31 protein-coding genes are annotated in these 24,932 nt (G+C 52.5%); 19 read left to right on the top strand and 12 right to left on the bottom strand.

From position 1 onward, the window contains the following. Positions 1 to 46: 46 nt before the first annotated feature. The 6 genes from Q3O06_RS03670 to Q3O06_RS03645 form a co-directional block, all read right to left on the bottom strand. The gene (locus Q3O06_RS03670; RefSeq protein WP_301817760.1) at positions 47 to 316 is read right to left on the bottom strand and encodes a hypothetical protein; all 270 of its coding nucleotides are present in this window, start codon (positions 314 to 316) and stop codon (positions 47 to 49) included. Between the two features lie 247 nt (positions 317 to 563). Then, positions 564 to 1,709, bottom strand: coding sequence for an ExeA family protein (locus tag Q3O06_RS03665; protein ID WP_013448361.1), 1,146 nt, complete (start codon positions 1,707 to 1,709; stop codon positions 564 to 566). Positions 1,710 to 1,733: 24 nt separating this feature from the next. After that, positions 1,734 to 3,500: a DDE-type integrase/transposase/recombinase gene (locus Q3O06_RS03660; RefSeq protein WP_061704873.1), complete on the bottom strand. Its 1,767-nt coding sequence runs from the start codon at positions 3,498 to 3,500 to the stop codon at positions 1,734 to 1,736. Continuing rightward, positions 3,493 to 4,368, bottom strand: a complete 876-nt coding sequence (locus tag Q3O06_RS03655; protein WP_061704858.1) for a DUF3102 domain-containing protein — start codon at positions 4,366 to 4,368, stop codon at positions 3,493 to 3,495. The genes Q3O06_RS03660 and Q3O06_RS03655 overlap by 8 nt, the downstream gene beginning before the upstream one ends. A gap of 44 nt (positions 4,369 to 4,412) precedes the next feature. Beyond that, entirely contained in the window at positions 4,413 to 4,703 is a 291-nt protein-coding gene (locus tag Q3O06_RS03650; RefSeq protein WP_061704859.1) for an IclR family transcriptional regulator, read from the bottom strand. An 8-nt stretch (positions 4,704 to 4,711) separates the two neighbouring features. Continuing rightward, positions 4,712 to 4,900 carry a DNA-binding protein gene (locus Q3O06_RS03645; protein WP_079877741.1) on the bottom strand — a complete coding sequence of 63 codons (189 nt, stop codon included), beginning with the start codon at positions 4,898 to 4,900 and terminating at the stop codon, positions 4,712 to 4,714. A gap of 142 nt (positions 4,901 to 5,042) precedes the next feature. On the opposite strand from Q3O06_RS03645, the gene Q3O06_RS03640 reads away from it, so the two are divergent. The 15 genes from Q3O06_RS03640 (at position 5,043) to Q3O06_RS03570 (ending at position 14,064) form a co-directional block, all read left to right on the top strand. After that, on the top strand, positions 5,043 to 5,708 hold the full coding sequence (locus Q3O06_RS03640) for a LexA family transcriptional regulator (RefSeq protein ID WP_301817759.1): 666 nt from the start codon (positions 5,043 to 5,045) through the stop codon (positions 5,706 to 5,708). Positions 5,709 to 5,717: 9 nt separating this feature from the next. Continuing rightward, a complete protein-coding gene (locus Q3O06_RS03635) occupies positions 5,718 to 5,954 on the top strand; it encodes an excalibur calcium-binding domain-containing protein (protein WP_301817758.1) in 237 nt (78 codons plus the stop codon). A 17-nt stretch (positions 5,955 to 5,971) separates the two neighbouring features. Further along, a complete protein-coding gene (locus tag Q3O06_RS03630) occupies positions 5,972 to 6,559 on the top strand; it encodes a hypothetical protein (protein WP_301817757.1) in 588 nt (195 codons plus the stop codon). 93 nt (positions 6,560 to 6,652) lie between these two features. Next, positions 6,653 to 7,156, top strand: a complete 504-nt coding sequence (locus tag Q3O06_RS03625; RefSeq protein ID WP_301817756.1) for a glycoside hydrolase family 108 protein — start codon at positions 6,653 to 6,655, stop codon at positions 7,154 to 7,156. A gap of 111 nt (positions 7,157 to 7,267) precedes the next feature. Then, positions 7,268 to 7,606 (top strand): hypothetical protein, encoded by a 339-nt coding sequence (locus Q3O06_RS03620; protein ID WP_301817755.1) that lies wholly within the window; start codon positions 7,268 to 7,270, stop codon positions 7,604 to 7,606. After that, complete coding sequence (locus Q3O06_RS03615; RefSeq protein ID WP_061704865.1) at positions 7,599 to 7,988, top strand: hypothetical protein; 390 nt, start codon at positions 7,599 to 7,601, stop codon at positions 7,986 to 7,988. The genes Q3O06_RS03620 and Q3O06_RS03615 overlap by 8 nt, the downstream gene beginning before the upstream one ends. Beyond that, entirely contained in the window at positions 7,966 to 8,187 is a 222-nt protein-coding gene (locus tag Q3O06_RS03610; protein ID WP_301817754.1) for a hypothetical protein, read from the top strand. Before Q3O06_RS03615 ends, Q3O06_RS03610 begins: the two co-directional genes overlap by 23 nt. After that, on the top strand, positions 8,180 to 8,413 hold the full coding sequence (locus Q3O06_RS03605; protein ID WP_301817753.1) for a TraR/DksA family transcriptional regulator: 234 nt from the start codon (positions 8,180 to 8,182) through the stop codon (positions 8,411 to 8,413). The genes Q3O06_RS03610 and Q3O06_RS03605 overlap by 8 nt, the downstream gene beginning before the upstream one ends. Before the next feature lie 4 nt (positions 8,414 to 8,417). Further along, positions 8,418 to 8,741 carry a hypothetical protein gene (locus Q3O06_RS03600; RefSeq protein ID WP_301817752.1) on the top strand — a complete coding sequence of 108 codons (324 nt, stop codon included), beginning with the start codon at positions 8,418 to 8,420 and terminating at the stop codon, positions 8,739 to 8,741. Then, on the top strand, positions 8,738 to 9,055 hold the full coding sequence (locus tag Q3O06_RS03595; protein WP_301817751.1) for a hypothetical protein: 318 nt from the start codon (positions 8,738 to 8,740) through the stop codon (positions 9,053 to 9,055). Before Q3O06_RS03600 ends, Q3O06_RS03595 begins: the two co-directional genes overlap by 4 nt. A 1-nt stretch (position 9,056) precedes the next feature. Further along, positions 9,057 to 9,602: a DUF3486 family protein gene (locus Q3O06_RS03590; RefSeq protein WP_300905579.1), complete on the top strand. Its 546-nt coding sequence runs from the start codon at positions 9,057 to 9,059 to the stop codon at positions 9,600 to 9,602. A 123-nt stretch (positions 9,603 to 9,725) separates the two neighbouring features. Further along, entirely contained in the window at positions 9,726 to 11,228 is a 1,503-nt protein-coding gene (locus Q3O06_RS03585; protein ID WP_301817750.1) for a terminase large subunit domain-containing protein, read from the top strand. Positions 11,229 to 11,249: 21 nt separating this feature from the next. Further along, positions 11,250 to 12,719: a DUF935 domain-containing protein gene (locus Q3O06_RS03580; RefSeq protein WP_301817749.1), complete on the top strand. Its 1,470-nt coding sequence runs from the start codon at positions 11,250 to 11,252 to the stop codon at positions 12,717 to 12,719. Continuing rightward, positions 12,716 to 13,618, top strand: a complete 903-nt coding sequence (locus tag Q3O06_RS03575; RefSeq protein WP_301817748.1) for a phage head morphogenesis protein — start codon at positions 12,716 to 12,718, stop codon at positions 13,616 to 13,618. The genes Q3O06_RS03580 and Q3O06_RS03575 overlap by 4 nt, the downstream gene beginning before the upstream one ends. A 2-nt stretch (positions 13,619 to 13,620) precedes the next feature. Then, positions 13,621 to 14,064: a phage virion morphogenesis protein gene (locus tag Q3O06_RS03570; RefSeq protein WP_118996957.1), complete on the top strand. Its 444-nt coding sequence runs from the start codon at positions 13,621 to 13,623 to the stop codon at positions 14,062 to 14,064. 168 nt (positions 14,065 to 14,232) lie between these two features. Here Q3O06_RS03570 and Q3O06_RS03565 read toward each other — a convergent pair whose 3' ends face one another. The 5 genes from Q3O06_RS03565 to Q3O06_RS03545 form a co-directional block, all read right to left on the bottom strand. Next, a complete protein-coding gene (locus Q3O06_RS03565; RefSeq protein ID WP_301817747.1) occupies positions 14,233 to 15,783 on the bottom strand; it encodes a YdgA family protein in 1,551 nt (516 codons plus the stop codon). Positions 15,784 to 15,906: 123 nt separating this feature from the next. Next, positions 15,907 to 18,192, bottom strand: coding sequence for a TonB-dependent siderophore receptor (locus tag Q3O06_RS03560; RefSeq protein ID WP_301817746.1), 2,286 nt, complete (start codon positions 18,190 to 18,192; stop codon positions 15,907 to 15,909). Positions 18,193 to 18,309: 117 nt separating this feature from the next. After that, positions 18,310 to 18,510 carry a hypothetical protein gene (locus tag Q3O06_RS03555; protein ID WP_301817745.1) on the bottom strand — a complete coding sequence of 67 codons (201 nt, stop codon included), beginning with the start codon at positions 18,508 to 18,510 and terminating at the stop codon, positions 18,310 to 18,312. A gap of 33 nt (positions 18,511 to 18,543) precedes the next feature. Continuing rightward, positions 18,544 to 19,329, bottom strand: coding sequence for an inositol monophosphatase family protein (locus tag Q3O06_RS03550; protein WP_301817744.1), 786 nt, complete (start codon positions 19,327 to 19,329; stop codon positions 18,544 to 18,546). A gap of 9 nt (positions 19,330 to 19,338) precedes the next feature. Further along, the gene (locus Q3O06_RS03545; RefSeq protein ID WP_173361993.1) at positions 19,339 to 19,509 is read right to left on the bottom strand and encodes a hypothetical protein; all 171 of its coding nucleotides are present in this window, start codon (positions 19,507 to 19,509) and stop codon (positions 19,339 to 19,341) included. 63 nt (positions 19,510 to 19,572) lie between these two features. On the opposite strand from Q3O06_RS03545, the gene Q3O06_RS03540 reads away from it, so the two are divergent. The 4 genes from Q3O06_RS03540 (at position 19,573) to Q3O06_RS03525 (ending at position 23,538) form a co-directional block, all read left to right on the top strand. Further along, positions 19,573 to 20,391: an RNA methyltransferase gene (locus tag Q3O06_RS03540; RefSeq protein WP_301817743.1), complete on the top strand. Its 819-nt coding sequence runs from the start codon at positions 19,573 to 19,575 to the stop codon at positions 20,389 to 20,391. 70 nt (positions 20,392 to 20,461) lie between these two features. Next, the gene (locus Q3O06_RS03535; RefSeq protein ID WP_301817788.1) at positions 20,462 to 21,319 is read left to right on the top strand and encodes a DUF1853 family protein; all 858 of its coding nucleotides are present in this window, start codon (positions 20,462 to 20,464) and stop codon (positions 21,317 to 21,319) included. 35 nt (positions 21,320 to 21,354) lie between these two features. Further along, positions 21,355 to 22,611 (top strand): RsmB/NOP family class I SAM-dependent RNA methyltransferase, encoded by a 1,257-nt coding sequence (locus tag Q3O06_RS03530; protein ID WP_301817787.1) that lies wholly within the window; start codon positions 21,355 to 21,357, stop codon positions 22,609 to 22,611. A gap of 498 nt (positions 22,612 to 23,109) precedes the next feature. After that, the gene (locus Q3O06_RS03525) at positions 23,110 to 23,538 is read left to right on the top strand and encodes a DUF4124 domain-containing protein (RefSeq protein WP_301817742.1); all 429 of its coding nucleotides are present in this window, start codon (positions 23,110 to 23,112) and stop codon (positions 23,536 to 23,538) included. Between the two features lie 48 nt (positions 23,539 to 23,586). Here the strand turns inward: Q3O06_RS03525 and Q3O06_RS03520 are convergent, their stop codons facing one another. Then, positions 23,587 to 24,930, bottom strand: coding sequence for an aldehyde dehydrogenase family protein (locus Q3O06_RS03520; RefSeq protein ID WP_301817741.1), 1,344 nt, complete (start codon positions 24,928 to 24,930; stop codon positions 23,587 to 23,589). Between the last annotated feature and the right edge of the window lie 2 nt (positions 24,931 to 24,932).

Here is a 24,932-nt window from a genome sequence, read left to right as displayed (position 1 = left end):
GATGGCGCGTTTCAGTGCTAGTTTGCGTATCCGTTTCGGGGGGTGTTTACGGTTCATACTCCACCCCCCGCATCCGTTCTTCATCGCTCATTCGTTCATATATACCTTCAAGCCGTGCCGACTCCGCATCTGCTTCCTTCTGCATGGCTTCCATCTTGGACGGCTCCGCCGCTTTGAGCACAGGCTCGGGCGCGCAGGTATGCAGTGCCAACACCGCCACTACCCACCAGATGCCCGTCAGCAGCCCCACCGGAACCCACCGCCAAAACGCCGCGCCGCACCACGCTGGCAGCGCGTGCCTTTTTAAAACTTGCATTTCGTATTTCCTTATAAATCAAACAGTTATTAAAATTAAAGGGTAAAAAATATATAGCCGTATCAAGGGCTTGTATTTTTCAAACCCAAATCGGACAAACGGTTTTCATCGGTACTGTCCCTTGTTGTATTCGTTTATCTGCACGGGCGGATGCTGCCGGCAGGGTTCCGCCATCACCGCCTGTACCATAATGACGATGGATAGCAATACAATGACGACAGCCGGTCCGATTTTGTTTCTTTGCATCTCACACCCCCCGTACTACATCGCCGTCAACGATCTCAAAACCAAGCTCCGCTGCTTGATTCATCGCTGCCGCCACCAAGTTGTTGACCGCCAGCGGATAGAGCAGGCTGTTGGTTTCCAATCCCTTGCTCGTGCGGCTTTTGACTGTCAGACGCTCGGCAACCGCATCAATCGCGCTTTGTTCTAAAATCTTCGCCATGTCCGCATTGACGCGGTCAAATTTGTGCTTGAGATAGCCTTCGAGCTTGCCGTCGGTCAGCGGCAAGAGTGTGACCACCTCGCAGCGTTGCACCACCTCGCGCACAGCAGGATTGTTTTCACTGAGCTTTTGCGCCAACTCCGTCTGTCCGATTAAGACGATGCCGAGCAGTCGTTCAAAACCGTTTTTCAGCTCGAAAAAGCGTTTCAGGTGTTTCAGGGTCGGCAACGGCAGGCCGTGCGCCTCTTCAATCAAGAGCAGGTGTTTGTTGCCTGCTTTTGCACTTTCCGACAAAGCGCGGTGGATTTGGCGAAAACGTGCTTCCGGGCTGCGTTTAGGGCTGGTTCCCGGCGACACTGCCTCCAAAATGGCCTCGGCAATATGTACCGCCTTAAGCGTTTTGCCTTTTTGGTCGTTGTCCTCCATCGCTAAGACATAAGGCTCGATCAGGATGATTTGTCGGCCTTCGCGGTTAATACGGTCTTGCAGGTCTTCTCGCAGTGTTGATTTACCCGCACCGCTTTCGCCGACCACTGCCACAAAACCGCCGTGGCAGGCCGTCTGAAACATTGCCTCACGCACATAGCGCACATCCGGCGTTATATACACATCCTCCGCAGACTGGATTTCGTCGTTAAACGGGTCGCGGAATAATCCAAAATGCTGTTTTGCGGCTTGGTTCAGGGTTGCTTTTCGTAGTAACATCTCATTGTCCTTGTCTTCGTAAGTTGCTTGGGCAGGTGCGGTTTCCGGTTCGTTTCTCAGGCTCGCTGGGATTTCCGCACCATTCTTTTCAAAAAATTGTTTCAATTTCCTTCGCAGCTCGGCTGCGTTTTTTTTCGGCCATTGCCCGTGATTGACTACCGCCACCAACATCGGCTTACTGCATCCGATTTCAGCAGCGGCTACCGCATAGGATTTGCCGATTTTCTGAAAACTCTGTTTCATCGTGTTTTCCTTTTCGGTTGAAACCTAACCGGTTTTCAAAAGTTTCAGACGGCATCTTGTCCGGATACGTTCAAACGCCTCTTCCAGCCTGCCCTCGGTCACACCTTCCGGGTAGTGTTTGAGGATGACCGACACAGCCTGTTTCCAGTCGCCGCCGTCTGCCTCGACGCGGGGTTTTAAGCGTTTGGCGATTTCGACCTTGCTCAATACCTGCTCCGAGACCTCCATCCGGTTGTACGCCATCTGCTGTCCTTGTTTGGGCATAAAGAGCGTATTTCGCGCGGCAAGTGTATCTTCCTGATGTTTGTACGGGTCGATTTCGCCGCCGAATGGGACTGTCTTGCCTTTGCGTTTGGCGGCTGCCGTCTCCAGCGTTTCCGCACCCATCGCCAGCTTGTCCAGCTCTTTGCGGTGCTGCTGCGCGTCCGTATCGGCCGGGGCTTTGTATTCCGCCCCGATGACTGCCGCATCGGCCCTGAAGCCCATCTCGTCAAAAAATACTTCGGGTACGGATACCCAAACCTCGTTGCCCTCCGCGTCATAAGTGGCGACCCGCGCCCCGTTTGCCTCCCAAGGGTTCTTACCGACCAAAACCTTCTGACCGACCAAAATCCCCTTGATGCCTTTCACGCTATATACCCGTCCGCCGAAACGGATTTCCAAATCCGCCGAGACTTTTGCCTCTTTCGGCGCGCTGACGGCAAGCTCTCGGCAATATTCCGCAGGCGGCGGCAGGATGAGCTGCTCGGGTTTGATTTTGTTCCACGCCTGATAGCGGGTCATGCCGTGGCGGCTGTGTTTTTGCGTACCGTTGTAGTAACGCATCCAGCGTTCCGATAAGGTATTGAGCTGGTCGATGTCGTGTACCTCGGTAAAGCGCAACCCGCTCTCAAATGCTGTTTCCACAATATCGTTGGCTTTTTCCACTTGCCCTTTGGCACGCGGATTGCCCGGCTTGTTGATTTGCACATGCACATCCAAGGACTTGCACAAATTTTTAAACGCCGCCGAAGTATTCGCACTGCCCGGGTCAAGCATGACCATGCGCGGTACGCCGCGAAATGGGTCTTTTCCAATATCTTTTTTCGCCTGCATCATGTAGATGAAAAAATCACAGAGGTTCGCGCTGGTTTCGCCGCCGAAGTAATAACGCACCGAAATCGTGCCGGAGGCATGGTCTGTCCCCGTGTACCGCCAGACGCGGTCGTTTTCGATTTTGACGACGTTTTTCGGCTTGTTTTTATAAAACTCCTCTTCCTTCATCACCCGCAGCCCCGTATCCTTGCCCTGACGCGGCAGGTAATACAAAACGCACAAACTCGGGTCGATTTGCCAACAATGGTTCGGGTGTTCCGATTTCATGCGGCTGACGGGTTCGGGCTGCAAAAGCTGGTCGGGATGCAGCTTGTATTCCCGTAAAGCCCGGGTAATGGTGTTTTCAGAAAGGGGGATGACTTCCCCGGTTTCCCCATCAATCCGCGCCGCCTCGATTTTCCCGTTGGCGCGCAGCATTTCCACCGCCTGCCGCACCGACATCAACCGCTTGCCGTTGCGCCTCATCGCCTCCACCAAAACCGCCGAAATCAATTTGGCTTCTTCCGTTTTAAGCTCCGTCTTGCCCGCATCGCTGCGCCGTTTGCGCGTCGGCTTGACGCTGACCGCCTCCAGCTTGCGGTATAGCGTGGCAAGGCTGATGCCCAATTCCTGCGCCTGCTGCTTAAGATATGCAGAGCGTGCGCCGCGTCCCATTGCTTCCGCCTGATTCTCGACTGCTTTAAGACGCTCAATCATTGCCGGATTCATCGCCTTCTCCCGTTTCACCGCCCAACCATTCCGGCACATTGTCTGTCGGTGCTTCGGTCGGCAGGGCATAGCTTTCGCGCAGTTGCTCGCAGTCCAAAATAATTTGATTGAGCGTGCCGACCATCTTTGCCTGATGGCTGATCCCGTGTGCCTCACTGTGCGCATTAAGTTGGTCGAACAAATCTTTCAGACGGCTCACTTGACTGCGGATACCGACCTCAAGGCTTGTTAACTGCATCGCCAACTCGCTGCCTACGTCTTCCGCCTTCGGCTCTCTTACAACGGTTTGCTTCTTAGCCAGCTTCTCGGCCAGCTCATCAATTTTGGCTGTTTTGATTTTCATCACTTCGTCTTTGGCGGCGAGGTTTTCACGGCTTTCGCGCAGGGCGACGCGCAGCTCTTTCACAGTCATGCGGTCTACGTCATCCAACGTATGTCCGTTAATGTCGCCGCCTTCGGTCAGTTCCACCAAAGTAACGTCATCTTCTACCAATAATTCCAGTAGCTTGGATTTGCCCAAATCCATCAGCTTGGATTGTGCTTTCTGCATTTGCGGTGTGGCGAAGCGTTGTGTTGCCCGCATTAATCGTGCTGTCTCACTCCTGCCTAATCCGAATTGATTTTTTGCAATTTGTTCAAACCGTCCGTGGTCAGTATGTTCTTTTAAGATGATTAAAGCTCGTCCCAACTCAAACATACCTTCCATCGTCTGCCGTACAGCTTGGCGTCCGCGCTCAATCCAAGTGGGTTCGTCATAGGTTTCGCCGTTACCCCATTGCTCCATTACCATCACGCTGTGCGCGGCTTGGTAGTTTTGCACTGCAACCGCATCCATTACTTCAACTTCATTGCTCATTTTGTTTCTCCAAATGTGCCGACGTCGGCACATTTCAAAATCCGTTAATCTACATTTACCCGCTTGCCTATTTCGGCAATCTTGCTTTGCAGCCGTTCATGCTGCTGCCTGAACCGCTCGGCGATTTGCAGGGTTTTGATGCCGTAGGCGTAGTTGCCGTTTTCAAGTTTGATGACCAATCCCGATGCAACCAAATCATCAATATCCCTGCTGACTTGTGATGGCGTCAGCCCCAGTCCGACCGATAAATCCTTATTGCTCAGACCGATAATCGGATGCTCGTCAAGCGCGATAAAGACCCTCAATAGCCGTTGTACCCTTTTACTTTCTGCCATATTTACTCCTACGCCACTTCCTGTTTCGCTTTTAGACCGAGTTCCTGTGCGATACGGTGTGCCTTCCCACGGTTTGCCTTGACGGTTCCGTTCAGAATGCGGGACACGTACGTCGGATCATAGCCACGCGCAATGCACCAATCTTTCATCGTTTCGCCGCGCTCTCGGAAACCTTCTTTAATTTTTTCTGCTTTCACGGAATATCTCCTATTTCGTTCTCGTGCTAAAATTATGATTGTTTAAATCTTTAAACAATCTTGTACCAAACTTGATGCAAGTATAATAGGAATATTTCTATCTATCAAGATTATTTCTAGTTTATTTTTAAGGATTAATTCTATGAGTTTGATTTTTACTGGAAATATTCGTGAACTTCTTGCAAAAGAAGAGCTGACTATCGCTGAATTTGCCGATTTGATAGATGAAAAAGTATCTAGGGTAAATGATGTTTTAAGCGGAAAACAGCGTCCACCATTTGATATGGTGGAAAAAATATTGAGCAAATTTGATGTTGATGCAAACTGGTTGATTTCTGGAAAAAAGAACAGCAAAAGGAATATTTCTAGTTTGACGGCATTGTCAGACGACTACGCCTATATCCCCATGTTTGATGTCGAAGTCTCCGCGGGTCATGGAACGACTGCCTACGGCGTTACTGTCCCTGCGAATCATTTGGCATTTAGGAAAGATTGGCTGCTTCACCGTGGACTGCACGAGCAAGACCTCAATATCGTTACTGCCAAAGGTGACAGTATGGAGCCGACCATCAGCAGTAAAGATACGCTTTTGGTCGATACCTCAAAAACAAATCCCCGCGATGGCAACATCTACGTCATCCGCAGTGGCGATGTATTATGGGTCAAACGCATCCAACGCCAAGTTGACGGCACCCTACTCTTGATTTCCGACAACACGACCTATCCGCCTATGCCGCTGATGCTGGCAGACCACCCCGACATACAGGTCATCGGGCAAGTGGTTCAGGTCTCGAAAAACCTGTATTAAGGAGACAAAATGAAAAAGGGTTATTTGACATTGCTTGTGTCTGTTATGATGTTTTCCGCATCCGCTTCCGCTTTGGCGAAAAGCTGCAAAGACTTTCCGACACAGCAGGCGGCGCAAAAATTTTACGAATCCCGCAAAAATGCAGGATTGAGCGGCTGGAGGAGTTTGGACAGGGACGGCGACGGACGGGCTTGCGACTGCAACCCGGGCGGAAGCGGCAAGAATTGCCCGAAAAAGAAAAGATAATTTCTGAAAGAAATATAATGAAAACAAAAATATATCTTGGAATTTTCTTATTGGCTGCTGCACATCTGGTCAATGCGGGAGGAGTGATGAAAACAGGAGGGATGATTGGTCCTCATCCTGAAACATTTTCGGAACGGTTCAATGAATTGAACAATGGAATGATGGATTTGTTCCCAAGAATATCAATTGTTGCGGGCAAGACACGTCAAACAAAAGACCTTGGTAATGGCATTACTTTGTCTGCGAAGCTGGTCAAAGCAGGCGATATTTTTGAAAACATCCAGATAAATTGTAATACATTGGCGAAAACTCAAAGAATCAACAATTGCTTGGTAAGTATGTATTACACGGCTATTGCGTTGGATTCTGAGATAGACCGTTTGGCATTTATGAATGCTATTCAGACTGCTATCAAAAAGATGCATGCTACTTATAATCAAAATGGGGTAGATTATTTCATTACGGTCAGTCGTAAGCAGAAAAGTGTTTCCATGTTGGCAAAATCGGATATGCCTATGCAGATTGAGGAAATGGACGATTCAAATGAAGCATATATGAAAAGCGATAAATGCAATCCCGAAGTTGAGCTGTGTATTACACCTTAGCCTCCGTTAGGTTTTAACCTCCATTAAAAGCCCCTTCAGACGGCCTTCCCTACAATCCCCGTATTGATTTCAACCTCAATACGGGGATTTTCCATGTCAGACAAATTCAATCAATTCATCAACCGCGTCCTCTCCCACGAGGGCGGTTACGTCAACCATCCCAAAGACCCCGGCGGCGAAACCAATTGGGGCATCACTAAGCGTACCGCAATGGCAAACGGCTTTAACGGTTCCATGCGCGCCATGACCCGCGAACAGGCTATCGGCATTTACCAAAAGGCGTTTTGGGAGCGTTACCACGCCGACAAAATGCCTGAAGCGGTCGCTTTCCAATTCTTCGATGCCTGCGTCAACCACGGTTACGGCAATGCCGCCCGTATGCTCCAACGTGCCGCAGGCGTGCCGGACGACGGCATCATCGGCGAAATCAGTCTCAAAGCCATCAATTCGCTCCCCGAAAACGACCTTTTATTGCGGTTCAACGCCGAGCGTCTGGTCTTTTATACCAAGCTCGGTACGTTCACCTCTTTCGGCAAGGGCTGGGTACGCCGTGTGGCGCAAAACCTGATTCACGCGTCTGCAGATAACACTGATTAAAGGGAGACAAACCATGTCAAAAAAGTCACTCATCGCCCTAATGACCGCAGCCATGCGGCCCGATTTCAGCCACAGCGACCTAGGTATTCGCTACGCCATGCCGACTCAGGGATGTTGGACGCAAGCCCACCGCAAGAGCGGGGTAGCTGCCGCGAAACGCGCAGCCAAAAAAAAGCGTCGCAAATAACCGCCTTTTTCCGATGGCTGGGCGGCTTGGTCTCTAATCCGGCCACAGGAAAAATCAGCCATACCAAACTATGGGCAAACGTGGCAGCCGCTTCTATGACTTATAAGTTCTCGCAAACCGCTGATGCCCCCGAATGGCTTTGGTGGGCATACGGCGCGATGGTCGGCGGGTATGCATTAATCAAACGCGGCATCGCCGCCGTACCGCAGTTGGCAGAAATCAAAAAATCCGCGAATGCGGAAGAATGGAGCGGCAATGATTGACTTTTTGTACAAAAACAAATCGGCATTGGCATGGCGTGCATTGATTGTTTTGGGCATTTGGCTAAACGGCTATCACTATGCCGCCGACAAAGCCGATGCCAAGCAAACCGCCTTGATTACCGCCTACCAAAACTCGTCAAAGGCGGCAGCCAAACAATACGCCGACGAGCTTAAAAAAGCGCAGGCGGAAACGAAGCGTTGGCATGACTTCGCGCAGCGTCAAAGCATTGAGCTGGCATCCGCCCTGAGCGAACTGGATAAAACCAAAAACACTTTACAGGAGCAAACGCATGACACGATTAAAAAAGACGGCAATGGTTTTAACGGTATCGGCTCTAACAGCCTGCACCTCTACAACCGTGCCTTCGGATACCCCGATTAAAACCGTACCAACAGTGGATTTGCCGCCTGTATCTACCGGGCTGCTGGTCAAATACGAACGCCCCGAGCGTCCGACCGGCGGCTCACCCGAACAACTCTTGAACCATGCCGTGCGCTACGGTGAATACTGCCAAAAGCTCGAAATCCAAATTGAGGGCTGGCAGGACTGCTACACGAAAGGCCGTCTGAAGCATGACTGATTTTGCCGACCGCGCATCCGAACGCGAAGCCATCTTTCTTGCAGAATCCCTGGCAAAGCATCAACCGCCGTACCACGGGCAGGCTTCGCACTCTGAAAACACAGCAAGCTTCAGCCATTGCGAAGACTGCGGCGACCCCATTCCCGAAGCCAGGCAAAAAGCCGTCAGAGGCTGTACGCGCTGTGTTGTCTGCCAAGAGTATTTTGAACACGGATTCCTGAGGTAAGTGAATGATGGAAAAAACCTTTATCCACATCGAATTTTGGCAGCTTGTCGGCTTTTTACTCTCCTTCCTCGGCATTTGTTTTACCTTCGGCAAAATGCTACTGGCGCAATTCCGCGAGCAGCAGGACGAACGCCAAAAACAGCAGGAACGCCTGCAAGGCAAAGTCGAAATCATGGAAAACAAACTGGCGGAATTCAATGCCGGCCTGCCGCTGACCTACGTCCTGCGCGAAGACTACATCCGCAATCAGGTCGTCCTCGAAGCCAAACTCGACAACGTCGCCGAGAAACTCACCGAAATCTACAAAATGGAAAGCGTAAAGAAATGATTAGCCAAGAATTGATTGCCAAACAACGCCGCGAGGGGATGCGTTGGAACATCATCAACACCCTTAATAAAGCCCGCCCTCACACGACAAGCGAAACCTTCTTGTTGGACATCATGAACGCGATTTATCCGCAAACCACCGCACTGGAACTGCGCCAGCAGCTCGACTACCTTGCCGACCGCAAAATGGTGGAACTGAATAAAGCCCCGCACGGCCTGTGGTTTGCCGACCTGACCGGCTTGGGTGTCGATATTGCCGAATATACGGTTGAATGCAGAGCCGGCATCGCCCGTCCCGAAAAAGTGTGGAGCTGATATGGCCAAGCGCAGCACGATAGACCAATTGCCCGAAGCCGTCCGCCATGAGTTTGAGCGCAAACTCGTCGAAAACGGTTTTGCCGACTATCAGGCACTGGCGGAATGGTTGCAGCAGCAGGGCTACGAAATCAGCCGTTCCGCCGCTCACCGCTACGGGCAGAAAGTCCAGCGTCGGTTTGCCGCCATCAAAAACAGCACTGAAGCGGCACGCCTGATTGCCGAAGGCGCAGCCGATGAAGGCGATACACGCTCCGAAGCCCTGATGGCGATGTTGCAGACCGAATTGTTCGAGGCATTGGTGCAAATCGGCGAAATGCCGTCTGAAGAACTGAACGCGCTCGACCGCTTCGGCATCATGAGCGAAGGAGCACGCAAAATCAGCGGTTTGATTACCGCCGGAACGCGCCTGAAAGAATATCAGGCAAAAGTTAAAGCCAAAGTCGAAGCCGCCGCCGAAAACGTCGCCAAGCAGGCGAAAAAAGGCGGGCTGTCCGACGCGGCTGCCGAAGCCATCCGCAAACAGATCTTGGGGATTGCGTCATGATTACCTGTATCAGACTTAAAAACAAACTTCCTCCCAGTCGTGGCAGACGCTATCCTTTAAGTAGGAATATCAAAATTTCCCAATCAACATGCCGAATGATTAGAAAGCAAATTCTAGGTATCGATGATGTCGCCTGAAAATAAAATCGAAGACCGCACCCCGATGGCACTGCTGCCTTATCAGCAGCGTTGGTGCGCCGACACCTCGCCCGTCAAACTCTGCGAGAAATCGCGCCGTATCGGTCTGAGCTGGGGCGAGGCTGCCGACACCGCCTTACTTGCCGCCTCATCGGGCGGCATGGACGCATGGTACATAGGCTACAACAAAGATATGGCTTTGGAGTTTATCCGCGATTGTGCCAACTGGGCCAAGTTCTACGGTTTGGCGGCAGGCGAAATTGAAGAGACCGAAGAGGTGTTCGTCGAGGGGGACGACAAAAAATCCGTCCTCGCCTTCGTCATCCGTTTCGCGTCAGGCTGGCGCGTTACCGCCTTGTCCAGTCGACCGTCCAACCTTCGCGGTAAGCAGGGGCGCGTCATCATCGATGAAGCGGCGTTCCACGAGCAGCTCGGAGAGCTGCTCAAAGCGGCAATGGCATTGCTGATGTGGGGCGGGCAGGTACACATCATCTCTACCCATGACGGTGTGGACAATCCGTTCAACGAGCTGATTACCGACATTCGTGCGGGCAAAAAACCTTATTCCATCCACCGCATTACTTTCGACGAGGCCGTTTCAGACGGCCTCTACCGCCGCATCTGTCTGCGTTTGGGCAAGGAGTGGACGGCAGACGGCGAAGCCGCGTGGTGTAAAGAGATTCGTGATTTCTACGGCGACGACGCATCCGAAGAGTTGGACTGCATACCCAAAAACGGCGGCGGCAAATGGCTCAACCGCGCCTTAATCGAAAGCCGTATGAGCCCTTATACACCGGTTATCCGCTACGACCAGACCGACGATTTCGGCCTCTTGCCCGAACCGCGCCGCGCCGCTGAAGTCGCTGACTGGATAGCCGACACCCTGCAACCGCTGCTCGACGGTTTGGATAAAACCCGCACCAGCTTCGTTGGCGAAGACTTTGCCCGCAGCGGCGACCGTACCGTCATCGTCCCTTTATTGCAGCAGCCTAATTTAAGCCTTAAGCCGCCGTTTGTGTTGGAGTTGGGCAATATGCCGTTTGCCCAACAAGAACAAATCATGAAACACCTGTTGCACGGCTTACCCAATCTGCGCGGAGCGGCATTGGATGCGCGAGGCAATGGTCAGTCAATCGCTGAAGCCATGCGCGACGAATTTGGCGCGGAGGTATGCGAGTCGGTCATGCTCTCGGAAAACTGGTACCGCACCCATACCGCGCCGTTCAAAGCCGCCCTCGAAGACGGCACACTGGACGGCATTCCCAAAGACGAAGACATCCTGACCGACCTGCGCGCCTTCGAGCTGGTCAGAGGCGTGCCGCGCATCCCCGATGTACGCACCAAAGGTCAAGACGGCAAAAAACGCCACGGCGATGCGGCGATTGCCTTTGTCCTTGCCCATTACGCCAGCCGCGAGCTGAATACCGGACCGATACGCGTAGCCAGCCGCCGAATCCGCCGAAAAAGCGCGTTAACCGAAGGTTATTAAAGTATTTAAAGAGTACATATCATGCCCAAACCCCACCTCAAACTCAAAACCAGCCAAGGCATCATGACCTTCAAGCCGCAGGATTTATCTGCACATCTCGCCGTTTCCCGCCCGTTTTTCAGCGGTTTCAACGGCTGGCTACCTAATCCCGACCCTGTTTTGCGCAAAATGGGCAGGCAAATCTCCATTTACCGCGAGCTGATGCGCGACCCGTTGGTCGGCTCGCTGGTGCGCCGCCGAAAAGCAGCTGTCGCCCGCCTCGAATGGCGGCTTGAGGGCGACGACACCCCTAAAAATGTCCGGGATTTTGTCGATAGCTGGCAGGCTGAAACCGATGTTTACCGCCTGATTAAAGACGTTTTAAACGCCGTTTTTTACGGCTACCAGCCCATCGAACTGATTTGGCGTACCGATTCTGCATGGCTGCCTGACAAAATCATCGCCAAGCCGCAAGAGTGGTTCGCCTTCAACGACGAAGGCGAGCTGCGTTACATCCAAAATGGGCTGACCGATACCGTTCCTCCGCCTTATAAGTTTCTTTGCCCGACACATGAGGCAGATTATCTAAACCCCTACGGTTTGGGCGATTTGGGCTTGGTTTTTTGGCTGGTCACCTTCAAACGCGGCGGCCTTAAATTCTGGATGCAGTTCACCGAAAAATACGGTGCGCCTTGGCTGATTGGTAAAGAACCTCGTTCCAATACCCCGCAGGATACCGACAAGCTGCTGGATGCGCTCGAAGCCCTGATCGGCAACAGCGTCGGCACCATTCCCAATGATTCCAGCGTCGAAATCCACGAGGCAAGCGGTAAGGCCTCATCTATTGATGCCTACGACAAGCTCATTCGTTATTGCCGCTCCGAAATCAGCATTGCGCTGCTCGGACAAGACCAAACCACCGAAAAAGACAGCACGCACGCCAGCGCGACCGCAGGCTTGGAAGTAACGGACGACATCCGCGACAGCGACAAACGAATCGTGGAGACAACGTTCAATCAGTTGATAGAGTGGGTAATAGAGATAAATTTCGGAGACGTTGCCCGTCCGAAATTCGTGCTGTTCGAAAATGAGGAAAGCGGCACCAGAGAGCGTGCCGAACGGGATAAGATGATGGTGGATGCCGGTGCCAAGTTCACCAAGCAATACTGGCAGCGCACATACGGTTTGGAAGATGGGGATTTGCTCGAGGGCGTTCAAGCAAGCCCGGAGGCAAAAGCTGCCGACTTTACCGAGGGCGATTTGACGGATGCAGGTTTGGTCATCGACGGACTCGCCCCTAACTCAGACCGTCTGAATACACAAGGCGACCTGCTGACTGCCGTCCTAGTGGCCGAATTAAGTCGTGGAGAAACCGCCGAAAACCTGCTCGATCGTCTGTCCGCCGCCTATCCGAATATGGACGATACCGCTTTGCAAAACGAGTTGGCGCGCCTGATTTTCCTTTCCGACTTGGTCGGCAGGATTGAAGTAGCACAGGAGCTTAAATCATGAACCCCGAAGATATTAAAGCCGTCTTCGGCATGAAACCCGAAGCCGCCGTCGCCTATCTCAAGCAAAAAGGCATTGCCGTATCTTGGGACTGGCAGGATATGTTGGACGACGCGCACGCCACTGCCTTTACGGTGGCCAAAACCGCCAAAATGGATGTGCTCTCCGATATCTATTCCGCCGTCGTCGATGCCGCCGAACAAGGCCGGACGCTGGAAGAGTTCAGCCGAGAACTCGCCCCCGTTCTACAGCGCAAAGGCTGGTGGGGCAGGCAGGAAGTTAAAAATCCCGAAGGAGAAACCCAAAGCGTACAGCTCGGTAGCCCCCACCGCCTGAAAACCATCTATCTGACCAATATGCAGTCGGCCTATATGGCGGGCCGCTACGCCGAAATGATGGACTCCATCGACACGCACCCTTATTGGCAGTACGTCGCCATCAACGACAGCCGCACTCGTGATACCCACCGTATGATGCACGGTCGCGTCTATGCCGCAGACGACCCCGTGTGGAATACTTTGTACCCTCCTTTGGACTACCGCTGTCGCTGCCGTGTCAAACCGCTGTCCCGCAGTATGGGAGAAAACCGTGTCCTGCCCCGACCGACTCTTGAGTCCATCACCGTCAATATAGGCGCGAATCCCTATACCGGAGAGGAGCGTTACGCACAGCGCACCGGCATTCGCATCAACAACAAATTTATTGCCCCCAATGCGGGCTTCAATGCCAACCAAGGCAAGTCTATGCTGTCCCGTATGGCGAAAATCGCAGTGGATAAGGCGCAGGTAACCCATCCGGACATCGCCCGCATTGCCCTGAAAACGATGATGGGCAACGACAGATTCAAAAACGCCCTGTCCGCCGCTTCGCTGACTTGGGTGCTTAAACTGTTAAAAGGCTGATTATGCTGGAAATCAAACTCGATGCTGCCAAACTCGAACACGGTCTGAGTACGCTCCTTAAAAACGCCGCAAACACCCGCCTCATGATGCGCGGTATTGCAACTGAGTTGCTATCTATGACCGAAGAAAACTTCGAATCCGAAAGCTGGGGCGAGCAACGGTGGAAACGAAGCCGGCGTGCCGCAGATGAGGGAGGCAAGACCCTGCAAAAAAGCGGGCAACTTGCCGCCAGCCTGACTACACAGGTTGGCAGCAACTATGCCCGAATCGGCAGCAATAAAAAATACGCCGCCATCCACCACCTCGGCGGACGAGCAGGGCGAGGTCACAAAACCAACCTTCCAGCACGCCCCTATCTCCCCATCAACGGCAACAACCAACTCCAACCCGGTGCCGAACGCAGAATCCTCGACATCGCCATCGCCGCCCTCAAAAAAGGACTTTGACAACAAAAAACGGACGATAAAAATACCGTCCGTTTTTATTGCAATATTTGCAACTCCCTTGCATTTTTTCCATCCCACAAAATCCCCCGTCATCCTCTTTCATCCCATTTTTCTCATCAACCCCTATATATTTATCTCATTAGGTTTCATCAGACGGCATTTGACCCATTACTGCTGCGGCTCTGAAACCATACCGCCTTCATCAAAATCCGGCTCCGGTTCGTTTTGCAGCGTTTTACCGTTCAATTTCAACTGATTGTTTTTCAAAGAAATGGCAGTATCAATCTGGTCGCCGTTCAAAGTCAGATATTTTTCCCTTGCCATACTCTGAACCGTACTGTCCACCATCAGGCGCAAGGTCTCGTTGATGTCGTCAAGACTTGCCCTACCTTCCGCCTCATCTTCGGCATTGACGCTGAAAATATTGCCTGCCTGACTGACCGCCAAGTCTTCCAGCATTTTTTGGGGAATACTCATTCTGATGTCGGCCTCGGTTTTCTTCAGCATCGCCCCCAATTGGTTCAAGTCTTCCTTCTTCAGATCTTTAAACATAATTTTCCCGCCCACATCGATTTTTCCCGACGGAAGCGTGAAACGGAACGTTTTGATGTCGAGTACCGGGTTATGGGTAAATAATCCGGAAGCCTCGCCTTTGACGGCGGCAATCAAATCATTGCGGATTTGCTCCTCGGTCATTTTTTTGGCGGAAATTTGTGCAAACTTGCGTTTCAATACTGCCAAAGCAGAAGCATCGAGATGTTCGGCGGCGATATGGATGTCCAGCGGGCCATATTTTTCATCGCCGTAAACCAGCGTGTCAAAACGGAACTGCCCTTCACTGTTGATAAATGAGCCTGATTCCCCGGTCTTGGTTGAAAAAGCCAGTTTGCCGACTTCGATTTTGGAAGGTGCGATGCTGCCGTTGGGATTGATAAACGCGCCAATCTGCAAATCGGTAACAAGATTGACCAGTTCGTTTAACTTGACGTTGTAATCGACACCCTCTTTCCATTCTAAGGAGAATTTTTCCAAGGTCAGATTACTGCTGCCCAAAGCAAGCGGATTGATGCCGTCTGAAGTTTCCGAATCGAAATGCACTTTTTCAAACGCGGCATCGCCTTTATCTGCCAGCTTGATTTTAAACAAGGGGGCATCATAGCCGTTCCGGTAACTTTTGAAACCTTTTTGATAAACCGTTTCCCCCGTCAGGCCTTCCCAGTGCAGCCTGATGCCCGACAGTTCTTCATAATCGAAGGCAGGAACACTGACTTCCATTTTACCGCTGCCGTTGAAATAAACGGTATTGGCAAGAGAAACCGGAGCTTGTTTCCCAAAAAAGCGTTCTAAAACTTTTTCCGTTTCAGGCGCGTATTTGAACTCGGTTTCAATGTGCGCCCGCGTGCCGAATCCGCCGGCAAAAGGACCGTGCGTGATATGGTTTACCAGCGTAACCGGCTGTTCCAACACTGTTCTCAGGTTATCCGGTAGGTATTTCTGCGCATTATGCAGCAACTCGGGTTTCAGACGGATGACCGTCGTTTCCGTAGAGGTAAACCAGCCGCGGTCATATTGGTGCGATTCGACGGTCAAGAAGCCCGTTTCCTGCAATATTTTTTGCTGCTGCGTCAGGCTTTCTTCGGCTTTGACACCCAAATAATAAGGTGTACCCAAAGCAACGCCGAGCAATGCTGCCGCAACTGAAATCAAAGGTTTTTTCATCACTTCAAACAAGCAGGTTCCAAAGGTACTAGAATAGCATTATTTAAGCATATCCCGCTATATTTCTTTAAAAGAAATGCCGTCTGAAACCTGTTCGGACGGCATTTTCCGGATGCGGAGAAATCAGAAATCCAATTCCGCTTTCAGCCAGTAAGTGCGCGGCATACCGACGACGGCGAAGCTGCGGTCGTATTGGCCTCGCTGTACCTGCCAGTAGTTTTTGTTGAACAGGTTTTCTACCGAGCTGCTGACGGTCAACGTATTTTTGCCGAGCTTGGTTTTGTAGCGTGCGCCTACGTCAACCAAAGTGTAGGACGGGAAGGCGTATTGTTTTTTCGTATCTTGGTAAGACTTGCCGAAATACGAAACGTTGCCGTTCAAGGTCAAACCTTTGGCAAACGGGGTATCCCATTCCACGCCCGCTTTGGCAATCACGCGCGGATTGGCGACTTGTACGCCGCTAACCAGCATATCGCGTGAATTTGGGTAGTCTTTCACGGTCGATTGCAGATACATCAGGCCCAAAGTCGGACGCAAAGTATTGTTGAGCAAATTCGCGTAGGTGTTGAACTCAATACCTCGGCTCCGCTCCATACCTTGCTCGTCTCCGGCTGCGCCTCCTTGGGCTTTATAGCGAGCAAAATCGGAATTATCGCCGTAAGTCAGCGTTTTTTTCTTAGTTTTTGCATTAGTGGTTGTCTGACCTCTCCAGTAGCCCGGACGTTTGATTTGGAACGCGTTTAACGTGGTCACGAAATTGCCCCAGTTTTTACGCACACCCACTTCAAACTGACGGCTGACACGCGGTTTGGACATGGTGGTATTGCCGCCATCGTCGGTTTTGATATCGGCAGGCTCAAGGTCTTCCATGTAGTTACCGTAAACGACCAAATCAGGTTGCGGCACCCACGCGGCCATAAACATAGGGCTGAAACGTTTGGCATCGCCGCTTTGACCTTCTTTTTTATTGGTGTATTCAACTGCTTGGAAACGTCCGCCCAAAGTCAGGCGGTATTTGTTATCCACGAAGCCCAAGGTGTCGGACAAAGCCAGGCTGTTGACTTTGATATTGGCATCCAAGTTGGCGGTTTTCGCCCAAGAATTGGGATAGTCGGCTTTGAACGATGCCAATTGATTCGCAATATTTTCGTTTGCCTTCACTTCTATCTTGCTGTTGCCGTTTCCGCTGCCGTTTATGGTTTTCCGCTGGCGGATGATGCGGTCGAAGGCGGTGCTCCAGTTGTGCGTAACCGGACCGGTTTCAAATTCGCCGCGTGCGGTCAGGTTCATACTCAATGTGCGGAAATATTGGTCGGTCAGGCGCGCCGTGCCGGTGTGGTATTGGTTGGCAGCCGTGCAGGTAGCGGTTTGGCTACTTGCTCCGCTTGTACCGCAAACGGTCGGGGAAATCAGCGTGCCGTAATAACGCGCTTTGTTGTAGCCGATACCGCCTGTAATCTGTGCATTATCAAACGCATCCCATTCAAACGTCAGCATATTGGTTTCGCCGACGGTGTTTTGCCAGTTCCAAGAAGGCAGCAGGTTGGTTTTACCATCGGGCGCGTCAAACAAGCGTCCGTTGGCGTTTTGAATGTCCTGCATACGCGCGCGACCGCCGTTGGTTTTACGTTTGGCGTAGATGGAATCGAACGCCACGCGCACTTTTTCGCCGCGATAGTCGGCATTTACCGCAAATTCTTTGTTGTCTTCGCTGTAACCGTGGCGCGGGGTGTCGCCGTGGCGCAGTTTGCCGTTAGCGCGCACGCCGAATGCTTTGTTTTCGCCGAAGCGTTGACCCAAGTCGAACGTACCTTGGGCACGGTTGTTGCTAAACCAGCCCAAACCGATTTTGCGGTTGCCTTCGTCGGCGGCTTTTTTGGTTTCGATATTGACGGAACCGGATACCGCACCTTCGGGGTCCATGCCGTTTACGGCGGTGGACGCGCCTTTAATCAGTTGTGCGGAACCGACATGCACGCTGGCCGTGCCTTGCGTGCCGTACATCCCTGCCAAACCGTTGACGCTGAATTGGCGCGAGTCAAGCTGATAACCACGGAAATACAAACCGGTAAGCGTGTTGCTTTCGCCGCCAAACTGCCAGACGGAAGCGTCTTTTTTCGCTACGGCATCCACCAAAGTACGCGCTTCGGTGTTGTTGAGGGCTTGCTCGTCGTAATTAACGACGGTAATCGGCGCGGTAAAGGCGTTGGCTTTGCCCAATACGCCCAAGTTCACGCGGTCGCGCAAATCGCCGTCGCTGGCGATGGAGTAGGAACGGGCAGCTTTGACGCGTTTGGCATCGGCACGGACATGAACCTGTCCGAGTTCGCCATGCTGCGGAACATTGTCGGCGGCAGACGAAAACGCACTCAAAATCAACAGCGGCATTAAGGCAAGTTTTTTGTTCATGAAAACGCTCTCTTTATTGATTGTTCAAATTTGAATTGGAAAAGATAAAACCCAAAGGATATTTTGTGCGCGCATTATATTTGATAATCAAAACCATTACAAAACGAATCCATACGCTTAATCTATCCGCCTACCAAATATCGGTTTATTTCTATTTTCAAGTGTGTACTTTATACCACACCGGCAGGGTGTGCCGTCACTCCGCGCTTTAGGCGGCAATAAAGGAAAAGTTAACGAACCGACAATATCCGACCAAAAGATTGTTCCGCTTAAAAGCAAAATGCCGTCTGAAATACGGTCAGGTATTTCAGACGGCATTCTATTCTTCCCTTCCTTCGGGAAAGACTCGGATTAAACGTGTGCGGAAATGATTTTCAACATTTGCGCCAGCACTTTGGGATTGGCGGCCACAATATCTCCGCTTTCCAGCCAGCCGTCTTCACCAGACATATCGGTAACGATGCCGCCTGCTTCTTGGACAATCAATACACCGGCGGCAATGTCCCACGGTTTGAGGTTGAACTCGAAAAAGCCGTCAAAACGTCCTGTTGCTACGGCGCACAAATCCAAAGAAGCCGCGCCTTCGCGGCGGCCGCCGGCGGTTTTTGACAAGAAATCTTTCAAAATCGCCAGATACTTGTCCATCATGCTTTGATCGACAACGGGGAAGCCGGTACCGATCAGGCAGCGGTTCAATTCGATGCGGTTGGAAACGCGGATGCGGCGGTCGTTGAGCAGCGCGCCTTTGCCGCGCGAAGCCATATAAACGTCGTTGCGTTCGGGGGCATACACCAAAGCTTCCTGCAACACGCCTTTGTGCAGCAGTGCTATAGAGATGGCGTATTGGGGATGGCCGTGGAGGAAATTGGTTGTGCCGTCGAGCGGATCGATAATCCATTCGTATTCGGCAGCGGCTTTGCCGTGGGAGCCGCTTTCTTCGCAAGTGATTTTGTGGTGCGGATAGGCTTCTTTCAAAGCCTCAACCAGGATGATTTCGGAATTGCGGTCAACATCGGAAACAAAATCGTTGAAGGCTTTGCTGTCGGTTTTGACGGCATCGAGGTTGCCTGCGGCGCGTATCATCATCTGACCGGCACGGCGGGCGGCTTTAAAGGCTGTATTCAAAAACGGATTCATCAGATTTCCTTAAGGGTGGCATACCGCCGGTTCGGACGCGCAGTCCTTCGGAGCGGCAAAATCGGAGTTTATTTGGTTGGGGTAAACCCTGCCAAATCGGGTAAAATACCGCCTGACGCGTGTCTGCTTCAGGCGCAACGTTAAATTTCCGACGTTGTTAAAGAACATTTCAGACGGCATTTGACCGTCCGAACGAAAAAGACGGCGCATTATACCCTATTCCATTCCTACCGAAAACCGAACATGACTGCTCTCAAACCCGCCCTGCCCGACTATCTCGGCAACATCCGCATCGTCCTCACGCGCACCAGCCATCCCGCCAATATCGGCTCTGCCGCACGCGCAATGAAAACAATGGGTCTGCACAAACTGACCATCGTCGCCCCCAATCTGATGGCAACGCCGATGACGGAAAATCCGCCCGTTTTCAATCCCGATGACGTGCAAAGTTTTGCACTGCCTGAAGAAAGTTTCATCCTCGCTTCGGGCGCGGTGGACGTATTGCACAACGCCGAAATCGTCGCCACGCTGGACGAAGCCCTCTCCGACACCACCATCGCCTGCGCCCTCACCAGCCGCCGCCGCGAAATCACCGCCCCGTTGCAAACGCCGCGCGCACTCGTTCCCGAGCTGTTGCAGGCGGCGCAACGCGGCGAGAAAGTGGCACTGGTTTTCGGCAACGAGACTTTCGGCTTGAGCATCGAAGAAGTCCAAGCCTGCAACCGCCTGATGACCATCAACGGCAACCCCGATTATTTCTCGCTCAACCTCGCCCAAGCCGTGCAGGTCGTGTGTTATGAAATCTTCAGCCAGACCGATATGCCCATGACCCACCTGCAACAGGAAGACCACGCCGCCACCCACGAACAAATTAAAGGTATGGTCGCCCATATGGAAAGCGTGATGGACGACATCGGCTTTTTCAACCGCCGCAACGGCGAGCGTCTGATGCGCCGTATGCAGAGCCTGTTCGGTCGTGCCAACACGCAAACGGAGGACATCGATATCCTGCGCGGTTTTTTCAATACGCTGCAACAGCGTCTGAAGGACGGGCAATCCTAAGCACATGCCGTCTGAATCCGCTTTTCAGACGGCATTTCAGGAAAAATCAGAATACAGAAACAGGAAAACCATGAACTACGCCCTCGATGCCCTGTGGTGGAAACTGACCGACCCTGCCGTGCGGGATTTAGCCTCGCTGCTGACCGCGCCGCCTTTGTGGCAAAGCGGTTGCGAATTGGGCGTGCGCGAACTACTGGGGGAACGCGGTTTCCGTTACCTTTTGGCATTGGATGCCGATCCCGCGCCGCTGACGGAACACCTCGCCCGACGCGCCCCGTTCGGACACCGCCTCGGCATTTACGCCGAAGAACTGTCGGCATTTTGGTTTGCCAACGCACCGCACGCCGAACTGCTCGCGCACAACCTGACGGTTTCCGGTTCGGACGGCAATACGCAAGGCGCGGCGGATTTTGTGGCAAGGCTTAACGGCAAGCCCTACCATATCGAGCTGGCGTGCAAATACTACGGCGGCGGCACGGGCAAACCCGAAGACATGCGCGGACTCAACCCCAAAGACACGCTGTTGGGAAAAGCCGCCAAGCTGACCGCCCAACTCGGTCTGCCGCACACTTCAGACGGCATCCGAACCTTGCGGCAGCACGGTTTGCCGCTTGACGTAAAACCCGTTTCCATCGTGCGCGGCATCGGATTTTTTCCACAAGGTTTCCATGCTTTTGAGCCGCCGCTTAATCCATACGGCTGGCACGGCATCTATATTCAAGATTGGGCGGAATACGGGTTTGAACGCCAAGAAGCCCGCTACCATCTGCTCGACCGCATGGCCTATCTCGCATCTGCGCGTGTCGCCGAAACCGAAACATTGAACGAAACCGAAATCCGCCGTATCGACCAAGGCTTGATTGCCGTTTTGGAATGTCGGCCGGACGGCTTTTGGCACGAAATCGAACGCATTATGAAGGCCGTCTGAAACCCTTTACCAACTTTAAGAGAACCCATTACATTATGAACGCCGCACAACTCGACCATACCGCCAAAGTTTTGGCTGAAATGCTGACTTTCAAACAGCCTGCCGATGCCGTCCTCTCCGACTATTTCCGCGAACACAAAAAGCTCGGCCGCCAAGACCGCCACGAAATCGCCGAAACCGCCTTTGCCGCGCTGCGCCACTATCAAAAAATCAGCACCGCCCTGCGCCGTCCGCACGCGCAGCCGCGCAAAGCCGCACTTGCCGCACTGGTTCTCGGCAGAAGTACCAACATCAGCCAAATCAAAGACCTGCTTGATGAAGAAGAAACAGCGTTGCTCGGCAATTTGAAAGCCCGCAAAACCGAGTTTTCAGACGGCCTGAATACCGCCGCCGAATTGCCGCAATGGCTGGTGGAACAACTGCAACAGCATTGGCGTGAAGAAGAAATCCTCGCCTTCGGACGCAGCACCAACCAAGCCGCGCCGCTCGACATCCGCGTCAATACCTTGAAAGGCAAACGCGATAAAGTGCTGCCGCTGTTGCAAGCCGAAAGTGCCGATGCAGAGGCAACGCCTTATTCGCCTTGGGGCATCCGCCTGAAAAACAAAATCGCGCTTAACAAACACGAACTGTTTTTGGACGGCACACTGGAAGTTCAAGACGAAGGCAGCCAGTTGCTTGCCTTATTGGTGGGCGCAAAACGCGGCGAAATCATTGTCGATTTCTGTGCCGGCGCAGGCGGCAAAACCCTCGCCGTCGGCGCGCAAATGGCAAACAAAGGCAGAATCTACGCCTTCGACATCGCCGAAAAACGCCTTGCCAACCTCAAACCGCGCATGACCCGCGCCGGACTGACCAATATCCACCCCGAACGCATCAGCAGCGAACACGATACCCGTATCGCCCGACTGGCAGGCAAAGCCGACCGCGTGTTGGTGGACGCGCCCTGCTCCGGTTTGGGTACTTTACGCCGCAATCCCGACCTCAAATATCGCCAATCTGCCGAAACCGTCGCCAAACTTTTGGAACAGCAACACAGCATCCTCGATGCCGCATCCAAACTGGTCAAACCGCAAGGACGCTTGGTGTACGCCACTTGCAGCGTGTTACCGGAAGAAAACGAGCAGCAGGTCGAACGTTTCCTGTCCGAACATCCCGATTTTGAACTCATCAACTGCGCCGAACTGCTGCAAAGCCTGAAGGTCGATTTGGATACCGGAAAATACCTGCGCCTCGATTCGGCAAAACACCAAACCGACGGCTTCTTCGCCGCCGTATTGCAACGCAAATAAACCGGTTTGAACAAAATGCCGTCCGAACCCTTTTCAAAGCATTCAGACGGCATTTCATCAATTATAGCGGATTAAATTTAAACCAGTACGGCGTTGCCTCGCCTCAGCTCAAAGAGAACGATTCTCTAAGGTGCTGAAGCACCAAGTGAATCGGTTCCGTACTATTTGTACTGTCTGCGGCTTCGTCGCCTTGTCCTGATTTTTGTTAATCCACTATAAAAATATCAAAATACCGCAAATTCAACCGATTCAACACCAAAGGCAGAATCACACGCCCCATCGGATTTTATACGCACAGGGCTGCAATTTTCTTCTTCTTTGCCGAAATATACGGTAGCATAAGCATATTCCAATAATATTTTTGGGAATCTGTTTTACTTCAATATATAAAGCACCATATAAGGCGGAGTGTCTTCCCCACTTTGACCCGAACCCGGAAAAACACCGCCCGAGCCAATCCTGATGCTGCCCCGACAGCCAACCATTAAGGAAATCCTAATGAACTTTGCTTTATCCGTCATCACATTTGCCCTCGCCTCTTTCCTGCCCGTCCCGCCTGCCGAAGCCGCCGTCTTTACTTGGAAGGACGGCGGCGGCAACAGCTATTCGGATGTGCCGAAACAGCTTCATCCCGACCAGAGCCAAATCCTCAACCTGAGGACGCGCCAAACCAAACCTGCGGTCAAGCCCAAACCTGCCGTCGATCAGAATGCGGGCAGTGCGAAGGAAAACGAAAAGGATATTGCCGAAAAAAACGGGCAGCTTGAGGAAGAAAAGAAAAGAATTGCCGAAACCGAACGGCAGAACAAAGAAGAAAACTGCCGGATTTCCAAAATGAACCTGAAGGCGGTGGGAAACTCAAATGCGAAAAACAGGGACGATTTGATTCGGAAATACAATAACGATGTGAACAAATACTGCCGTTGAGCAGCCTCATCGAAAACCCCATGCCGTCTGAAACGGCACGGGGTTTGTTTATTTCTGCCAGTAGGTTTTGACGTTGACGAACTCGTACAGCCCGAATTCGGACAATTCGCGCCCGTAACCGGAATCTTTGACTCCGCCGAAAGGCAGGCGCAAATCGCTGCTGGTATGGCGGTTGATGAATACCGATCCCGCCTGTATTTTTTCGGCAAACCGCCAGGCGCGTTCAGTATCGGCGGTATAAATACAGGCACCTAGCCCGAACGGGGAATCATTGGCAAGCGCGATGGCGTGTTCTTCGTTTGCCGCACGCAAAATCAGGGCGACGGGGCCGAATACTTCTTCATACCAGACGCGGCAGGCAGGATTTACCCTGTCTAAAACCGTCGCGGGGTAAAACCAGCCTCGCCCTTGTGGGATTTTTCCGCCGGTCAGGCATACCGCGCCGTTTGAAACGGCATCTTCGACCTGCCCGTGAACCCGGTCCCGCAAATCTTCACGGTGCAGCGGTGCAAGCGTGGTATCGGGATGTTTGGGGTCGCCCATTTTCAATTTGGCACATTCGGCAAGAAACAGCGGAATAAAGCGGTCGGCTGCTGCTTCAGTTACGATGATGCGTTTGGCGGCGTTGCACGATTGCCCCGCATCGCGGAAACGGGAATAACAGGCTTCTGCGGCGGCGCGTTCCAAGTCGGCATCGGGCATCACGATAAAGGCGTTGCTGCCGCCGAGCTCCAACACGGTTTTCTTGAGGTTTGCGCCCGCGTGTGCCGCAAGGATGCGCCCCGTGTAGGTCGAACCGGTAAACGCCATCGCATCGGTGTGTTCGATGGCTTTGAGCGTGTCCGCCTCATCCAGCCACGCGCCTGCCAAAGGAATGCCGTCTGAAGCCAAATCGAACAACGCCTGACTGACGCGTGCCACGCTGGGTGCAGGTTTGACGGCGCACGCGTTACCCGCACACATGGCAGGAACGGCGAAACGCAATACCTGCCAGACGGGATAGTTCCAAGGCATGACGGCAAATACGATGCCCAAAGGCTCGAAGCGCACCTGACTCAAACTCGCCTGCGTCGCAATAGTTTTGTGGGCAAGCAGTTCGGGGGCGAGGCGGGCGTAATAGCGTATCAGTTCGATAGACTTGCCGATTTCCGCGCGGCATTCGTGCAGGCAACGTCCGACTTCTTCGCACACCATTTCCGCAAAACGCTCTTTTTCCGCCTCCAAACGATCGGCAAATTTTTGCAGGCGCGCGGCACGTTCGGTTACGCCCAATTGCGCGAACGCCCTGCCGCGCATTTTCAAACCCGCCAGCCGCCGTTCAAACTCCGCATAATCTTGAGCTGGGCGGCGGTAAAGCGTTTCGCCCGTAAATACATTGACACTGTGAAACATCG

The sequence above is a fragment of the Neisseria maigaei genome, from assembly GCF_958267405.1.
Taxonomy (GTDB): Bacteria; Pseudomonadota; Gammaproteobacteria; order Burkholderiales; family Neisseriaceae; genus Neisseria; species Neisseria bergeri.
Note: the sequence above shows the minus strand (reverse complement) of the source record. Positions and strands in the feature narration are given on the sequence as shown.